The following is a 17,788-nucleotide window of genomic DNA, read 5'->3' as shown; positions in this document are numbered from 1 at the left end:
ATAAACCGTTAATCCAAAATGCTGTGTTTTAATTTTTTGCAAAGGTAGTTAAAAAAAGCTGCTATGCTAATAAGTTTCTAAGTACCTGAGATTTTTGTTAAATTTTGTTTCAAGTTTTGGCTTTCAGGTTTTAAAAACTGAAAAATAAAACGATCCTGTTTTTTAGGAGCTATTTCCAGCTGTCCACTATATCTTTTGCGGCGAACCCCGCCACAAAAGGATGCCGTTTCCATCTGGGCTAGGACATCACGGTTTCAGGAATATTTCGTTTAAAAATTTAAATTATTGTTTTCTAAGCCAGCCTAATAATCTTTTATTTTCGATTTTGTATTTACCTTCCTGATTATCAAAAGCAATAACTTCTCGTGAACTGCTAAATGGCCCGGGATTTTGCTGAATAATTTCGATTTCATTTTCAGAAACTTTAGAAATTATAGCTACGTGACCAAATTTATTCCATAATGAACCTGAAAAAATTACTAAATCTCCAACTTCAGGTTTTGCTATACTGGGATTTATATATTGGATTAAATCTCGTTTTGGATTCAAATTGCCATCTTTAACATTAGGATCAAAGAAATCTTTTGCATGTCCGTATGAATCCGGCATTTTATGATTGAGGTGTTCGTAATAATATCTTTTTACAAATTCAACACATTGATATTTAAGACCTAAGTTATAATTATCTTTTGTAACGTTTCTTTCTACAACATTGTCAACACCGCCATTGTAATAAACTTTTACACCATGTAAGCTATCCATTGCCTGACCTATTTTATAATTGAAGTTTAAGTTTATTTTTTTTACAGTTTTTATTCCTGCAAAAGCCAAAACTAAAACTGAAACAATTAACAGCGTCACTTTTCTAATATTCATTTAGTCTCTTTTAAAAATCTAAATTTATGAGTTTTCTATGCGTGAGGGATAGAAGTGAAAATCCTTTTGCGCCGGGGTTCGGCGGAAAAGATTGTAACGGATAGCCCGGCCCGGAGGGACACGCCCAAAATTTACTACTGATTATATCCAAATCTTTTCAGCATATTGGCGTTGCTTCTCCAGTTTTTATTCACTTTTACATAAAGTTCAATGTGAATTTGTTTTCCGAAGAATTTCTCTAAATCAACACGGGCATCCATTCCTACTTTCTTTAAAGCGGCACCTTTATGCCCAATAATGATTCCTTTTTGAGTATCGCGCTCTACCATAATTACAGAACGGATTCTGATGATATTTTCATCTTCTAAAAATTCTTCGGTCACGATTTCAACTGCATACGGAATCTCTTTACTATAATTCAGCAAGATTTTTTCGCGAATGGTTTCGTTAACAAAAAAACGTTCCGGCTTATCTGTTAACTGATCTTTAGGATAATAGGCTGGGGATTCAGGAAGTAATTCGATAATTCTTCCGAAAACTTCGGGAACATTAAAATTCTGTAATGCTGAGATTGGGAAAATTTCTGCATTTGGCAGCTTCTCTTTCCAAAAACCAACTTGTTCTTCTAATTGCTCCTGATTCGAATTATCGATTTTATTTAACAATAGCAAAACCGGAATTTTAGCATAAAAGATTTTATTAAAGAAATCTTCATCTTTTAAATGCTGCTCTCCTATTTCGACCATGTAAATTAAAACATCAGCATCCTCAAAAGCCGACTTTACAAAGTTCATCATCGACTCCTGCATTTCGTAAGCCGGTTTAATGATTCCGGGAGTATCTGAAAGTACCATTTGAAAATCTTCACCATTTACAATTCCAAGAATTCTATGACGTGTAGTTTGGGCTTTTGATGTTATGATTGATAATCTTTCTCCAACAAAGGCATTCATCAAAGTTGATTTTCCAACGTTTGGATTTCCAATGATATTTACGAAACCTGCTTTATGTGACATTTTGAGTATAATTTATTTTGCAAAGGTAGTCATATCAAGTTAATACAGAAAATAAAACATTTTTTAAAATTTTCGTTGGAATTCACAAAAATCGGCGTATATTTGCACCCGAAACATCGCGGGATAGAGCAGTAGGCAGCTCGTCGGGCTCATAACCCGAAGGTCACAGGTTCGAGTCCTGTTCCCGCTACCAAGTAAAGCTTCAGAGAAATCTGAAGCTTTTTTTATATTCTGAAGTAAAAGATCATTTCGTTAAAAAAGTGGCATTTGATTAATGATTTATCGCTTAATATTCGGATTTACAAAAAAAGAGAACAAATTATTATCATACTTTATATTTTAAAAACCATAATTAAATACCATGCTTAAGAAAAACAACCCCCAAATTGTGATTTATATTCTTTTAAGTTTATTTTTTTCCATTAGCTCATTTTCTCAAAAAAGTATTTATGCCGGAATTGAAATTGGACGCAGAGCCATCAAAGTTTCTGTTTTAGATGTTAGCAATATTAAAAAAGCGGATTATAAAATTCTTTCTTTCTGGACTGAAAGAATTCCATTTGCAGATCATATTGCTGCTTCCGGAGAACTTACCACAGAAGACATTAACAGAACAAGCTCCACAGTTGCTGATCAGTTAAAAAAAATAAGAGCAGAGTATAAAATTCTCGAAGAAAATATCTTTATCGTTGCTGCTCCCGTTTTTCAATCTGCGCGTAATGTTGATGTTTTAAAAAACAAAATTTCTTCTCTTACAAACAAAGAATTAGAAATACTGGATGTTAATGAAGAAGCAAAAACACTAGTTAAAGGCGCTATACCTCCGGTTGATTATTCTAACGCTTTTCTTCTTGACATTGGAGCGCAGACTACTAAAGGCGGATATATTGATGAACTTAAAGACAATAAATTAGAGTTTATACCTTTAGCTTTGGATTTTGGTACAATGACACTTACTGATGCAGTTGAGAAAACAGTTGTAAACAAAAGCCAGGTAAATGATATGTCGACTTACCAGGAAAAATCTTTTGACTTTAACCCTATCCTGCGCAAAAAAACAAAAGAATTGTTTGATGCCAATCCTCCTTTACAAAAAAAGGATAAATTATATTTATCTGGTGGAGCTGTCTGGGCATTTTCGACATTATATTATAACGAAAATATTAAAGAACATTATGTTACTTTAAGCTTACAGGACGTTATCGATTATGATGCTATTTTAAAAAACAATTTTATTAAGTTTACTACTCTTGCTAAAACAAACAGCGAAGCGGCAAGAGTTTTAAGCACTTATGACCAAAAATATCTTATCTCAGCAAATAATATATTAGTTACTTGTCTGGAAAGTATTCCAAATTTAGATGCAAAGAAAATATACTTTGTAAAAGAAGGACAGGTAATCTGGCTTATCTCCTACATTGCAGATCGTTCTAAAAAGATAAATACTAATTTTTAAGAAATATTCTTTATCCAATTTTACAAAGAGAACTTATTCTTAAGTTCTCTTTTTTTATTTTATAAAATCAAAGCTTACTCACTCTTCTATTTTTAATTTTGCAGTTCAAATAACTTTTACTGACAAAATTAACTCCTCTGAAATACCGAAACACTTCATTTTCAACTCAACTATTTTCGAAGTCTCTTCCATAAAATTCCAATGTTTTTTGTACGTCTGGCGCTTCTTTTTGATCAAAGCCAAAAAGCCTCACGATAACAAACAATTATTTGATTTTCAATATTTTAAACAGTGAAAATACGCTAAAAAAAGGGGGATTTTCCCCTTTTATCATAGCCTTTCATTGTTCTAATTTAGCCAAATATATAAGCCTTGTTTTCATTACAAGTTTAGGTAAAACCAGAACCCCATCTCTGTTTTCCAATCTGCACCGTTAAACTGATTCTCAGTAGAATTTTATTAAAGTATTATCATAAGCTATTTCAAGATGATTTATGAAGTGATTCAAATAATTGCAGAGCAAGTAAACAGCTATCTCGAAGAAATCGGGTTAGAGAAAACAGTTGTGCCTGAAAATATTGCTTTTTTAGAAGCACAAAATAATGATCTGGAAAATCCTTTAAAAGATGGTGTGGCACTAACGCTAATTAATTTAGATGAAGAAGCCACTTTAAAAAACTTCCCAAATCATATTGTTGAAAACACTAAAACTATTTATAGAAACAGCATCATCAATTTAAATCTGTATTTGCTGTTTAGCGCTAACAGAGATAAGTATATCAATTCTCTTAATGATATTTCGAAAATTATTGAATTTTTCCAAGGGAAAAAACTTTTTACCCAAGCCAATACCATCTACAACAGAAACAGTAGTGCCATGAACAATCTGGACAACTTTAGATTTACGGTTGAACTCTACACTCCCACTTTTGAAGAACTAAATTATATCTGGGGAACGTTGGGCGGTAAACAGCTTCCATCGGCTTTATATAAAGTAAGCATGATCCAAATTGAACGCAATATTGTACAAGCAGAAGGACAGCTCATTGGCGAATTTACAGGAATAACCAAAAGAAAAGAACAGTCATGAGTTATACTGCTTCATATGGATTGTTGTTTGAAGTAACACTTCTTCATAATTATTTTTTGAATAATGGAGAAGAGACTTTTGCAAGTATGACAAATGCTGATAAAGAAAAAATGCTGCAGTCATTTAACACAGATGTATTTGCAACAATAACACCAGCTATAGAAACCAATATTGTATTCAAAAACTACAAAATGGTATTTAAGAAAACCAAAACAGGTTTCAGAATATACATCAAAGTAAAAGAAACAGATGAATTTGATCCCTTTATAAAAATCCCCGGAGATTTGAACTTAAAATTTTTAATTAAAATTAATGATCCTCAATTTGAAAATTATACTAATCTTGATTTTGCTTTTACTCAGGCATATCTTTTCAGTAATGTCAAACCATTGACTGAACCCGTTTCATTTGAATATCTTCCAAAGATAAGTGACAACAAACTAATTTCTAATGCGTATTTAGTATCTGAAGAAACTACTGCCCATGTGATTTCAAAACTGCAGCCGTCAGAACAACAAAGTGTCTTTGGGCTTATTTCGCTCACAGCCAAAGGCGATAACAGTTCCGGAAACATTGTAAACAATTTGGGAAAAATGGTAAGTCCGAATTTTAAAATTCATTTCGATAATCGAAAAACACTTTGGAAATATATCAACCGCAAAGCAGGAACCGAAATTAAAACCAATGCCGCAAAACCATTAACGCGCTCCGGTTTTGTTGAAATTGACCCGCTTACCGATTTTACGCCCGCACAGCCGGCAGAAAGTCAATATCCAAATCCATCTGTAAAATCAATAACAAAAATCAATAGTGATTACTATTCGGAAATATTTATTTAATAATTAAAAAACAAATCAATTATGGCAACAACTTACAAAACGCCTGGAGTATATGTTGAGGAAATCGTAAAGTTTCCTCCTTCTGTTGCCCAGGTAGAGACAGCGATTCCCTGTTTTATTGGCTATACTGAAAAAGCCACAAACAAGATTAATGGAGATTTGAAATTAAAACCTACAAGGATAACATCTCTTTTAGAATACGAACGCTTTTTTGGCTTTGCAAAACCAGAAACAACAATTAGTGTTACCATTAATGATGTTTCAACTGATAATGGAGATACAAGATCTATCGTTGTGGATCAGCCAACTTTAAAACAGCCTTTTCTGATGTATTATTCAATGCAGTTGTTTTTTGCAAATGGCGGTGGTCCTTGCTACATTATTTCGGTAGGGCGTTATGGAAATGATTTAGATGAGACAGACACTCCTGTTGCAGCAATTAATAACAGCACTGCATTAAACGACGGATTAGAAGAATTAGAAAAAGTAGACGAACCAACACTAATTGTATTTCCCGATGCCACACAAGTAAGCGGAATAACTACAACTGATTTCTACGGATTATACAATAATGCATTAATGCAATGCCAGAATCTTCAGGACAGATTTACCTTAATAGATACTTTAAGTTATGATGAGTCAAGTCCGACAGATTCTAACATAGATGCTTTAAGAGATAAGATCAGTTCTGAAAAAGATACTATTAAATACGGAGCTGTTTATTATCCTCATCTGGAAACCATTCTGGACTATGCTTTTGACAGCAGTAAAATTATCTTAAAACATTACTCCTATACTGCAAAAGCGTATGATCAAATCGCTGCGGGACTGGTAACTATTGAAAATCCAACTACAGGGATTGATGCGACTGTAGCCAAATTAATTGATGTTACCACTGTTCCCGGAAATATTTCCGGACAAATGAGCGATTTGTTTTTACAGATGTACAGTAACGATGCAACCGGTTTTGATTTAGGCGGAACCTTTGTTAGCAACCCAGCCAAAAAAACAGCTTTTCTGAATAAACTGAATACGCTGCTTACTTCATTAGAAAGTTTATCGCTTTTGAGAAATTCGCTGAACGACGAAGCAAATGCAGCAATCAGCACAATATCTGATGAAGATATGGTTATTGCAAATACTATTACAAGTGCTTTGACTACATTTAATCTGAACTTCACTGATGCAAATAAAATTGACTCTGTATATAAAAATTTAAAAACATTAAAAAAGAAAATACAGGATGAGAATGCAACCGCCAAACTGCTTAAAATCATATCAACAGATACTGTAAGTTTTGAGAAAGAATTGAAAAAGCTTGTAGATTATACTCCGTTGAATACTCAAACTGCAATTACGGTAGTTACAAATAATTTTTCCGGTATTAAAGCAAACCTGCTTTCACTTTTAAATGCCATTAAATCTGTTAATGGAAAGGATGTAAATAATGGAGCACTAAACGGAAGAAAATTAAGCACTTTAGAAAGTATTGACAATGTGACCTTCAATAAGATCCTTACTGAAATTTACAACCTTCCAATAACACTTCCTCCAAGCTCAGCTATTGCGGGAGTTTATGCCAGAGTTGACAGAGACAGAGGCGTATGGAAAGCACCTGCAAATGTAAGTCTGAACTATGTGATACAACCAACCGTTAAAATAACAAATACCATTCAGGACAACTTGAATGTTGATACTGTCGCAGGTAAATCTATCAATGCTATCAGAACCTTTACCGGCAAAGGAACCTTGGTTTGGGGGTCAAGAACCTTAGCCGGTAACGATAGTGAATGGCGTTATGTACCCGTTCGACGTTTCTTTAATATGGCCGAAGAATCCATTAAAAAAGCAACCGAGCAGTTTGTTTTTGAACCTAACGATGCCAATACCTGGATAAGAGTAAGAGCTATGATTGAGAATTTCTTAATTCTTCAATGGCGAGCCGGGGCTTTGGCCGGAGCAAAACCAGAGCAGGCATTCTATGTAAGAATTGGGCTGGGACAAACCATGTCTGCGATGGATATTTTAGATGGTAAAATGATAATCGAAATCGGTATGGCAGTAGTTCGTCCGGCTGAGTTCATCATTCTTCGTTTCTCTCACAAAATGCAGGAATCTTAATTAAATCATCATTAAAAAAATATAGATCATGAGTTATCCATTAGCAAAGTTTCATTTCTCAGTTGACTGGGGTGGAACAAAAATAGGTTTTACAGAAGTTTCCGGATTAGATGTAGAAACCGAGGTTATTGAGTACCGCCAGGGCGCAAGTCCGGAATACAGTAAAATCAAGATGCCGGGTATGCAGAAGTTCTCTAACATTACCATGAAAAGAGGCACTTTTAAAAGTGATAATGAATATTACGCCTGGTGGAACACGGTAAAACTAAACACCATCGAAAGACGCGATATTACCATTAAATTACTTAACGAGGAGCACGAACCGGTGATTACCTGGAAAGTAAAAAATGCATGGCCTACAAAAGTTCAGTCAACTGATTTAAAAGCCGATGGAAACGAAGTTGCCATCGAGTCTATAGAATTGGTTCATGAAGGTTTATCTATTCAAAATGACTAATCATGGCTAATTATTATCCACCCGTAGGCTTTCATTTTCTGGTTGAATTTGATCAACTGGGCACAAAAGAAAAAGACCATGAATTTCAATCCGTATCCGGACTTTCTGTGGATCTTGAAACGGAAGAAATTGTCGAGGGTGGAGAAAACAGATTCAAACACAAACTTCCTGTAAAAACCAAATATCCCAATTTGGTTTTAAAAAGGGGGATACTTATTGATTCTGATGTAATTGAATGGTGCCGAAAAGCAATAGAAAATTTTGAATTTAAGCCCGTAGACTTAACGGTAAAACTCCTGAATCAGGACCACGAACCTTTAATGCACTGGAAAGTAATACATGCCTATCCAGTAAAATGGGCTGTTGAAGATTTTAGTGCTTTAGAAAGCAAAATTGTTATTGAAAGCTTTGAGCTTGCTTATAATTATTTCACACTTCATAAAAAATAGTTTTATCATGCCAATTGAAATTAAAGAGCTTCACATTAAAATAAACGTGAACGAAAACGCAAATTCGGGTGCAAAACCAGCTTCTTCTTCATCTAACAATGAAAAAGATAATGTGGCTGAGTGTGTCGAGCAGGTAATGAAGATTATAGAACGAAAAAAAGAACGCTGATGGCAACAACTACTGGTGAATTAAAAAAACTGAAGATCATTGCCTATAGCGATCCTCAATTCAATAATCCAATTTCGGATATTGAAGAGTTCGTTACGCTGATGAATCCCGAAAAATATACTTTTCATTACAAGATTGAGCAAGATACAACTCAGGCTGCCGGAACAAGCAGTCCTGCGCCAAGATTTACAGCAATTGCTCCGGAAGAATTAGAACTGGATTTTCTATTTGACCGGACAGGTGTTATTGCCGGCAAGGAAACTACCGAAAATGGTGTAATTGAAGACATTGAGCATTTTAGAAAATTAATTCTTGAATATAATGGTACAGAACATAAGCCAAACTATTTAAAAATTGCCTGGGGAAGCTTGTTATTCAAAGGGTCTCTCACCGAAATGACCATTGAGTATAAACTTTTCAGACCGGATGGAACACCGATCAGAGCCATTGCAAAAGGCAAATTTAAAGGAGTTGTTGAGGATGAATTACGAGCAAAACAGCAAAACAATCAATCTCCTGATTTAACACATACCAGAATTGTAAAAGCCGGCGATACACTGCCGTTAATGTCTTTTAAAATCTATGGCGATTCAAAATATTATCTCGAAGTAGCAAGAGCCAACAAGCTTATCAATTTCAGAAAATTAAAAATTGGTCAGAAAATATTTTTTCCTCCTCTGCAAAAACAACAATAAATGAACAATAGCGGCGTCATACAAACCAGTAAAAGTGCAGATTTAGTAACGCACAAATTACTCATTGAAGGAACTGAGCTGTCCGGTATTTACCAGGTGATGAGCATTGTTGTTCATAATGAGGTGAACAGAGTACCTATGGCGCAAATTGTTTTGACTGATGGAGATGCTGCTGCACGAGATTTTAAATTAAGTAATGAAGATTTGCTCATTCCCGGGAAAAAAATTGAAATAAAAGTGGGCTATCACAGCGATGATGAAACTATTTACAAAGGAATAGTTGTAAAACATTCCATAAAAATAAAAGATAATTCATCCCTGTTAATTGTAGAATGCAAAGACGAAGCCGTAAAACTGACGATTGGGAGAAAAAGCAAATATTTTTATGATGTAAAAGACAGTGATGCTTTTGAAGATATTATAGGCACTTACGGGTTACAAAAAGAGGTGGAAAGCACTAATTATAGTCATAAAGAGTTAGTACAGTATAATACTTCCGATTGGGATTTTATTGTCTCACGTGCGCAGGCCAACGGAAAATTATGTTTTGTTGAAAACGGCGAAATATCGATTAAAAAACCAGATCTCACTTCTGAACCAGTCGAAACGGTATCTTTTGGTTCCAGTATGCTCGATTTTGATGCCGAAATTGATGCCAGAAATCAGTTTGCCAAAGTTTCCTCTTACAGCTGGAATGCATCAAATCAGGAATTATTAGAAATTGAAGCCAAAGATCCCAGCGTGAGCCTGAACGGAAATTTATCTCCTTCGGATTTATCCGATATCGTAAAACTGGAAAACTTAGAATTGCGACACGGCGGTCATGTTACCGATACTGCACTGCAGGATTGGGCCGATGCAAAATTATTATTTCAGCAGCTTTCAAAAGTTCGTGGAAGAGTAAAATTTCAAGGCATTCCCGCTGTAAAACCCAACACCATTATTACACTTGAAGGCGTTGGAGATCGTTTTAACGGCAAAGCATATATAACAGGAGTTTTTCATGAAATTGCAAATGGCAACTGGACTGTAAACGTACAGTTTGGATTAAATCCTGAATGGTTTTCTGAAACTTATGATATCAATACTCCATCAGCTTCTGGAATAATTCCATCCATAAAAGGATTGCATATTGGTATTGTAACCCAGCTTCAGGATGATCCTGACAGCGAAGACCGAATTTTGGTAAAAATCCCAATTATCAATAACGAAGAACAGGGAATTTGGTGCAGAGTCGCTGCGCTGGATGCAGGTGATAACAGAGGTACTTTTTTCAGGCCGGAAATTGAGGACGAAGTAATTATCGGCTTCATCAATGAAGATCCTAATGATGCGGTTGTATTAGGAATGCTCCACAGCAGTGCAAAACCAGCTCCTCTGAAAGCATCTGATGATAACCATCAAAAAGGGATTTTTACAAGAAGCGAAATGAAAGTCCTGTTTGATGATGATAAAAAATCAATAGCCATTGAAACGCCGGCAGGCAAAAAAATAACACTCGACGAAGACAAAGGATCTATAGTTGTGGAAGATGAAAATTCGAATGTAATTACCATTGACAGCGCAGGAATAAAGATGGAAAGTGCGGGCGATATTTCGATAAAAGCAACAGGCGATGTAAAAATTGAAGGTACGAATGTAAATCTAAAAGCAACTGCTCAATTTAAAGCCGAAGGCAGTGCCGGAGCAGAAATGTCATCGGCTGCGGTGGCGATAGTTAAAGGCAGTATTGTACAGATCAATTAAATTATTGTGTTTTCTTTCTGTCTGTTCTTAAACTCATAAACAGATACATTAACCCTAAAATAAATAATTATGGGAGCACCAGCCGCAAGAATCAATGATATGCATGTCTGCCCAATGGTAACAGCAACTGTACCTCATGTAGGCGGACCAATAATACCGCCAGGATCGCCTACAGTATTGATAGGCGGTATGCCAGCAGCCTGCTTAGGAGATATGATCGTTTGTTCAGGACCGCCGGATAGTATTATAGCGGGATCAAGTACAGTACTGATTGGAGGAAAACCAGCAGCAAGAATGGGAGATTCAACTGCACATGGCGGAACAATTATAATAGGATGCCCAACCGTTTTAATAGGTTAATTATGGAAAATAAAGAAGCATTTTTAGGTACCGGATGGAGTTTTCCTCCAGAGTTTAAAAAGAATATCAAAGCAGTCGTAATGACATCGGACGAGGCAGATATTAAAAGCAGTCTGGAGATATTACTTTCTACCAAAATTGGCGAACGCATTATGCTGCCCAGATATGGATGCAATATGGATGAATTAATTTTTGGAACATTAGACAGAACACTTAAAACCTATGTTTCAGAATTAATAAAAACGGCCATTTTATATTACGAACCCCGAATTGATGTTGAAAAAATTGACATCACGCAAGGCGATGATTTAGAAGGAGAATTATTGGTCATAATCGATTACAAAATAAGAAGTACAAACTCAAGAAGCAATCTTGTATATCCATTTTACAAAGGAGAAGGCACTAATATTTAAAAGTTTATAAGCTATGAGCACCAACAGCGGCCAGATAGATAATGTTATTTTTAAAAGAAATGGGGTCAACCAGGAAGAACGCTTTAGTGACGCACTAGAGCCAGGCAACCTGAAACTTCATGATTTTACTATTGAGGATTGGCTGCTATTTGCTTATAATTTTGCCAAGCAGGTGAATTTTTTCGATATTGATAACGATAAAAATCCAGAAGGCGACTGGCAGGAATTTTTCAGCTATTTCGGGTTTTCAAAAGACGATCTTCCGGATGGTATTCCGAAAAGAACTGATAAGGAATATGCTGCTTTAAAAGAAAGTATCACGAAAACATTATCTACTGCTTTTGTAAATCAAGACCTTACTCCTCACATGACTTTGTTTGTGTGTTTCCTGAAATTATTGGAATTATCACAAAACAAACTTAACCTGATTACAAAAAAGCATTTAGACTTTTTTTATAAAGACATACTTCAGATCGAGAAACTTCCGGCAAAAGCAGATAAGGTGAATATCATTTTTGAACTGGCCAAAAAAATTGCCGAAGAAAAAATTGCCGTAAATACAGAACTTGATGCAGGAAAAGATCCTGATGGCAAAAAATTAATATACAAAACCACAGAAGATTTTATTGCCAATAAAGCCAGTATAGCTTACCTGAAAAGTGTGTATAATGACGTTGATCTCGGCGAAATAAAATACAGCGAAATTGCCAATTCCCTTGACGGAAAAGGTGAACCTTTAAAAGAAGATTCTCAATATTGGTTCCCTTTTGGATATACATCCAATGAAAAAAAATACCCGGAATTGGACGATGCCAAATTAGGTTTTGCAATAGCTTCAGAATTATTTAATCTTAAAGAAGGCGACAGAAATATCGCTGTCACCATCACTTTTATTGATGACTTAACTTTTTATATTCCATTTTCTGCAGACGATCTTGAGGCAAATATCAGTATTTTATATAGTGGTAAAAAAGGATGGATTGGAAATTTTAAACTTAGTAAAAGCGTCATTTTTAAAACTGGAAATGAATCTTCAGGAATTGGCGGCAAACAATTAAAATTGGTTTTTCAGATACCAAAAGATGACCCGTCAATTGTTGGCTATGATCAGAAAGTTTTAGGAGAATTTTTCTCTACAGAACTTCCTGTAATTCGATTTTTAATCAATACGCACGATACAAAAGGACATAATCTTTTTAGAAGTTTAGTTATAAATAAAATAGCTGCTATTACCGCAAAAGTTGAGGTTAAGGATGTAAAATCTTTATTATTAGAAAGTGATAACGGTTTACTTAATGCATCAAAACCATTTTACCCTTTTACAACTCAACCCGAAAAAAACAGTTCTTTTATAATAAACTATCCCGAAATCTTTTCTAAAAAATGGAAAGAAGCTGATATTAACATCAAATGGAAAAACACTCCCCTATCATTTGAAACTCATTATGCTGCTTACAAAAAAAGCTTTCTTGAAACGATCAGTCAGGATATTTTTAATTCTGCCATGTTTAAAAAGCTGAACGCTGAAGCCAAAATGAATGTCAACCAGCCTGAAGACGGAATTGCAAAAAAAACAGATTTAGAATTAAAAGCTGCTGCAGAAACTGATAATTCAACTACACCAGCCACAAGCGATCCAATAGTTACAAAGGGCTATTTTAAAGCAACATTATCTGTTTTAAACAAAGAAGTCTGGGAAAATCAAAAAACTGACGTCAATTTATTTGATGATACCGATGAGGATAAAGTATTTGAATCGAATATCAATGTAAAAGGAAACACTTATGCGATTGGAAAAAGCGGACCTATACGATTGACATTAAACCAATCGTTTTTGCATTCTTTATTTCCAAAAGTATATACTCTTGCCATAATGAATGTGGCGACAAATCCGTTAACGCCAATTCCAAATGAACCTTACACACCTGTTGTAGAAAGTATAAGCCTGAATTATTCTGCTGAGGAAACTATAGATTTTGCTGTTTCTGCCTACGATTCTAACCGAATAAAATTATTTCACGAAGCTCCTTTCGGTCAGCGCGAAGAGCATTCTTATTTAAAACAACAAGCTATAAATAAAGAAATTTTAGATCCAGCCACACCAATTACGAATTGCCTGGTTCCGGATTATTGTGATGGAGGCGAATTTTATGTCGGCCTTCAGGATGCTGAAATATCGCAGCAAATTTCACTATTATTTCAAATATTAGAAGGAAGCGAAAACACCAGCGTACCCACTTTTACAGGAAAACAAAAAGTAGAATGGTACATACTATGCGATAATTACTGGAAAAATCTGGATAAAGATATTTTGGCAAATGGTATCGATAACTTTTTAAAATCGGGTATTGTAAAATTCACTATTCCAAAACAGGCAGCTAATGATAATACACTATTTCCGGCCAATGCAATTTGGATAAAAGCAAAAATGCACAAAGACTATGATGCCGTTTGTAAAGTTATCGATGTAAAAACACAGGTTGTTACCGCAGAATTTTTTGACAACAACAACAATCTGGCACATTTAGACAGCACTTTGCCTGCAAAAACTATATCGAAATTAATTACAAGAGTTCCGCAAATTAAGAGCATTGAACAGCCTTTTAATTCATTTTCCGGGAAACCGTTGGAGTCAGATCCTTCTTATTATCTGCGTGTAAGCGAACGCCTGCGCCACAAAAACAGGGCGATAACACTTTGGGATTATGAGCATCTTATTTTACAGGAATTCCCAAGTGTTTTTAGGGTAAAATGCCTTAACCATACTTTTATTTCGGGTACAAACACCTCTTTTTTATCCCCGGGAAAAGTAACACTGGTAGTCATTCCCGACATTGTGGACAAAAATGTATTCGATATTTATGAGCCAAGAGTGAGCACAGCCACATTAAACAGCATAGAGAGTTTTATTAATTCTAAAAACTCGATGCAAGTGTACGCAAAAGCAATTAATCCTGATTATGAAAAAGTTATCATAAAACTGGATGTGAAGTTTTACCCGCAGTACGATGAGAATTTTTATAAAAAACAGCTCAATGAAGATCTCATAAAATTTTTATCGCCCTGGGCATTTGACACCTCAAAACAAATCATATTTGGAGTCGAATTACAGCGCAGCATTGTTATCGAATATATTGAAAATTTATATTATGTAGATTTTTTATCTAAGCTTGAAATGGCGATCTACATCGATAAAAAAACAAATAAAGATGAGCCTGTTCCATTAGAAGATACCGAAAACAACGAGGCCAATGTAAACCTTTTAGACTTTTTAAACACACTGTCCCCATCGAGTCCAAAAAATATTTTAGTCTCTGTTAAAAACCACATTATCAGTACCAATATAAAAACTTGCAAAGAACCAATACCAGAACAACCTGAAAAATGTCGATACTAAACCAACATATCACCATTCCTAAAAAGTCAGCAACTGAGGACGATTTGGATTTCTTTTATTTGAGAAAAAAAGGAATCGAATATATAGAGTCTTTTGGCAGCAAATTTTGGACCGATTTTAACGAGCATGATCCCGGTATTACAATGCTGGAGATGCTTTGCTACGCCATTTCGGATCTTGGCATGAGACTCAATCTCCCAATAGAAAATATATTAGAATCTGATGACAGTAATAAAGGCATTCCAAAACAATTTTTCAAAGCTTCAGAAGTATTGTCATCAAGTCCTGTGACTCAAAATGATTACCGAAAACTATTTATAGACATACAGGGAGTTCGAAACTGCTGGCTCGCAAAACATGAAAAAACAGTCTATGTAGACTGCAAAAATGATAAACTTTCTTATGATATTAAGGATTATCAAAATCTATCAGCAACTCCAAATTTAAGAAAATCTTTTGAGCTCAATGGCTTATATGATCTTTATGTAGATTTTGAAAGTTCAAAACCTGCAGAAATAGAGATCGTTAAAGAAAAAATAAGAAAGCAGTATCATGCTAACAGAAACCTTTGTGAAGATCTTGTCGAGATAAAAAAAGTGGTTGATTACCCCATAAAAATATGTGCCGATATTGAAGTAGATAATGAAGCCGATGAAGAACTGGTTCATGCCAATGTCATTCATGCTTTGGAAAGTTACTTATCGACAACAGTCAATTTTTATTCGCTTAAGCAAATGATTGACAAAGGCTATTCGACTCTTGAAATCTTTGACGGTCCAACTTTAGAAAACGGTTTTATTGACACAAAAGAATTACTAACAGCCGATTTAAGAAATGAAGTCCGTCTTTCAGATATTATGAGAATCATAATGTCGGTGCCGGATGTAATCTTAATTAAAGATATTTCTCTGGGAAACTGCGGCGGTGATGATCTCGAAAACAAATGGCTAATCTGTCTTTCAGAATATCAAAAACCTGTTATTTGTGCCAAAAGTGTTTTCAACTACAACAAAGGATTACTGCCTCTCAATATCAATCAGGCGCAGGTAAAAATTTATTTAGATGCCATAAAAGCCGAAAAAGATAAAGCTACAACCAACGCCAGCCAGAATAAAGAACTAGACATCCCAAATGGCGAATATCTTAACACCGATTTTTACACTACCATACAAAATGATTTTCCTGAAACTTATGGTATTGGTGAAGTGGGACTTCCTTCCAGAGCTTCTGTTGAGCGTAAAGCTAAGGCAAAACAACTAAAAGGGTATCTTTTATTTTTTGATCAGATATTAGGAAGTTATTTTAAACAATTGGGTCAGGTCAGCGAATTGCTTTCAGTAAGCGGAAATTTGACCCGAACCCTTTTTACTCAGGTCATTAAAGACATTGAAGGTGCAAATGACATTGTAAACGGATATGAAAATTACGACGATGAAACGATTACAGCATTGCTTTTTGACCAGCAGGATAATAATATTGAACGAAGAAATAAAATTTTAGACCATCTCTTGTCCCGTTTTGCCGAAAATTTTTCGGAATACGTATTTGTTAACAAAACCATTTATGGAAACACTACAGATCAGGTAGTGCTTCGTGACAAAGAAAACTTTTTGAAAGATTATAAAGTAGTAAGCAAAGACCGCGGCAACGCTTTTGATTATTATAAACAGCCCATCGCCAATTTATGGAATACGAATAATGTTTCGGGAGCAGAAAAAAGGATTTCGAGACTTATTGGTATTAAAGATTACAGTCGCAGGAACCTTTCTAATTCGTTTGTCGAAATGTACAATTTTATTGATTCAGACAATCAATCTGTTTACAGATGGCGTATTCTGGACACTCATAATGAGATTGTACTTTCTTCAACCGCAGAATACTTCGATACTTCGGCAGCGAATAAAGAACTTTATTTTGCCGTATTGCAAATTATTCAGACTCGGGAATATAAAATAAAAGAGGCTTTTAAAAACGGTACTGTAAAAGATTTATCGATTATCGACAATATTTTAATACAAGAGTCCGATGCCGGAAAATATTCTTATGACATTATAAATCCGGCAATTAAAGACAAGAAAAACCCAAATCGCATTATTGCCCGCAGATTTGAATACTATAATAATCTGTCGGATTTAGAAAAATCGATTCTGGAATTGATTCAATTCATGAAAGAAGATTTTACCGAAGAAGGAATGTTTTTGGTAGAACATATGATGCTCCGTCCTGATGTAAATCTGACAACCGTTAATCCTGACACTTTCATGCCTATCTGCGCCGATGAGTGCGATAGCTGCGAACCAATAGACCCTTACTCCTACCGTGTAAGTGTGGTGCTGCCGGGATATACACTGCGATTTGCCAATACCGATTTTAGAAATTATATAGAAAAAATAATTAAGGAAGAACTGCCTGCGCACGTTCTGGCAAAAATATGCTGGATTGGATACAGGGAAAAAGATGTAAAAGATCCCGCAGAAAACCAGCTTGTTCAATTTGAAAAAACATATAAAGACTATTTATTCGCCAAAACAGCTTTGAATCAGGAGCAGCCGGAACCTCAATTAATCAGCTTTATTAAGGCCTTAACAAGTCTGGACAATGTTTACCCAACAGGGCGACTATTTGACTGCAGTGATGAAAACGAGCGATTGTCAGATAAAATTATACTAGGAAAAACGAATTTAGGATCACTATAAAAACAATT

The 17,788-nt window shown here is 35.0% G+C and carries 15 protein-coding genes and 1 tRNA gene; 14 read left to right on the top strand and 2 right to left on the bottom strand.

Annotation, left to right across the window (positions count from 1 at the left end):
• Positions 1 to 282 precede the first annotated feature (282 nt).
• The gene (locus ASE21_RS16740) at positions 283 to 876 is read right to left on the bottom strand and encodes a CHAP domain-containing protein (protein ID WP_057123877.1); all 594 of its coding nucleotides are present in this window, start codon (positions 874 to 876) and stop codon (positions 283 to 285) included.
• A 134-nt stretch (positions 877 to 1,010) separates the two neighbouring features.
• Complete coding sequence (gene era / locus ASE21_RS16735; RefSeq protein WP_057123874.1) at positions 1,011 to 1,892, bottom strand: GTPase Era; 882 nt, start codon at positions 1,890 to 1,892, stop codon at positions 1,011 to 1,013.
• Between the two features lie 117 nt (positions 1,893 to 2,009).
• On the opposite strand from era, the gene ASE21_RS16730 reads away from it, so the two are divergent.
• The 14 genes from ASE21_RS16730 to ASE21_RS16670 all read left to right on the top strand — a co-directional run bounded on the left by ASE21_RS16730 (position 2,010) and on the right by ASE21_RS16670 (position 17,780).
• Positions 2,010 to 2,085: transfer RNA gene (locus tag ASE21_RS16730), tRNA-Met, on the top strand.
• A gap of 168 nt (positions 2,086 to 2,253) precedes the next feature.
• Positions 2,254 to 3,348, top strand: coding sequence for an exopolyphosphatase (locus ASE21_RS16725; protein ID WP_057123870.1), 1,095 nt, complete (start codon positions 2,254 to 2,256; stop codon positions 3,346 to 3,348).
• A 499-nt stretch (positions 3,349 to 3,847) separates the two neighbouring features.
• Positions 3,848 to 4,438, top strand: coding sequence for a DUF4255 domain-containing protein (locus ASE21_RS16720; protein WP_242410293.1), 591 nt, complete (start codon positions 3,848 to 3,850; stop codon positions 4,436 to 4,438).
• Entirely contained in the window at positions 4,435 to 5,277 is an 843-nt protein-coding gene (locus ASE21_RS16715) for a hypothetical protein (RefSeq protein WP_057123867.1), read from the top strand. The genes ASE21_RS16720 and ASE21_RS16715 overlap by 4 nt, the downstream gene beginning before the upstream one ends.
• Positions 5,278 to 5,298: 21 nt before the next feature.
• Positions 5,299 to 7,398, top strand: a complete 2,100-nt coding sequence (locus ASE21_RS16710; RefSeq protein WP_057123865.1) for a phage tail sheath C-terminal domain-containing protein — start codon at positions 5,299 to 5,301, stop codon at positions 7,396 to 7,398.
• A 28-nt stretch (positions 7,399 to 7,426) separates the two neighbouring features.
• Entirely contained in the window at positions 7,427 to 7,855 is a 429-nt protein-coding gene (locus ASE21_RS16705) for a phage tail protein (protein ID WP_057123864.1), read from the top strand.
• Positions 7,856 to 7,857: 2 nt separating this feature from the next.
• Complete coding sequence (locus ASE21_RS16700; protein ID WP_057123862.1) at positions 7,858 to 8,304, top strand: phage tail protein; 447 nt, start codon at positions 7,858 to 7,860, stop codon at positions 8,302 to 8,304.
• A 7-nt stretch (positions 8,305 to 8,311) separates the two neighbouring features.
• Positions 8,312 to 8,473 (top strand): DUF5908 family protein, encoded by a 162-nt coding sequence (locus ASE21_RS22060; RefSeq protein ID WP_199858515.1) that lies wholly within the window; start codon positions 8,312 to 8,314, stop codon positions 8,471 to 8,473.
• Positions 8,473 to 9,168, top strand: coding sequence for a CIS tube protein (locus tag ASE21_RS16695; RefSeq protein ID WP_057123861.1), 696 nt, complete (start codon positions 8,473 to 8,475; stop codon positions 9,166 to 9,168). Before ASE21_RS22060 ends, ASE21_RS16695 begins: the two co-directional genes overlap by 1 nt.
• Positions 9,169 to 10,914 (top strand): type VI secretion system tip protein VgrG, encoded by a 1,746-nt coding sequence (vgrG, locus tag ASE21_RS16690; protein WP_057123859.1) that lies wholly within the window; start codon positions 9,169 to 9,171, stop codon positions 10,912 to 10,914.
• Positions 10,915 to 10,983: 69 nt separating this feature from the next.
• Positions 10,984 to 11,274, top strand: coding sequence for a PAAR domain-containing protein (locus ASE21_RS16685; RefSeq protein ID WP_057123857.1), 291 nt, complete (start codon positions 10,984 to 10,986; stop codon positions 11,272 to 11,274).
• Positions 11,275 to 11,276: 2 nt separating this feature from the next.
• Positions 11,277 to 11,687 (top strand): GPW/gp25 family protein, encoded by a 411-nt coding sequence (locus ASE21_RS16680; protein WP_057123855.1) that lies wholly within the window; start codon positions 11,277 to 11,279, stop codon positions 11,685 to 11,687.
• 13 nt (positions 11,688 to 11,700) lie between these two features.
• Positions 11,701 to 15,084, top strand: a complete 3,384-nt coding sequence (locus tag ASE21_RS16675; RefSeq protein WP_057123853.1) for a baseplate J/gp47 family protein — start codon at positions 11,701 to 11,703, stop codon at positions 15,082 to 15,084.
• Entirely contained in the window at positions 15,072 to 17,780 is a 2,709-nt protein-coding gene (locus tag ASE21_RS16670) for a hypothetical protein (RefSeq protein WP_057123850.1), read from the top strand. The genes ASE21_RS16675 and ASE21_RS16670 overlap by 13 nt, the downstream gene beginning before the upstream one ends.
• The last annotated feature ends 8 nt before the right edge of the window (positions 17,781 to 17,788 follow it).

The sequence above is a fragment of the Flavobacterium sp. Root901 genome (genome assembly GCF_001429765.1).
Lineage (GTDB): Bacteria > Bacteroidota > Bacteroidia > Flavobacteriales > Flavobacteriaceae > Flavobacterium.
Note: the sequence above shows the minus strand (reverse complement) of the source record. Positions and strands in the feature narration are given on the sequence as shown.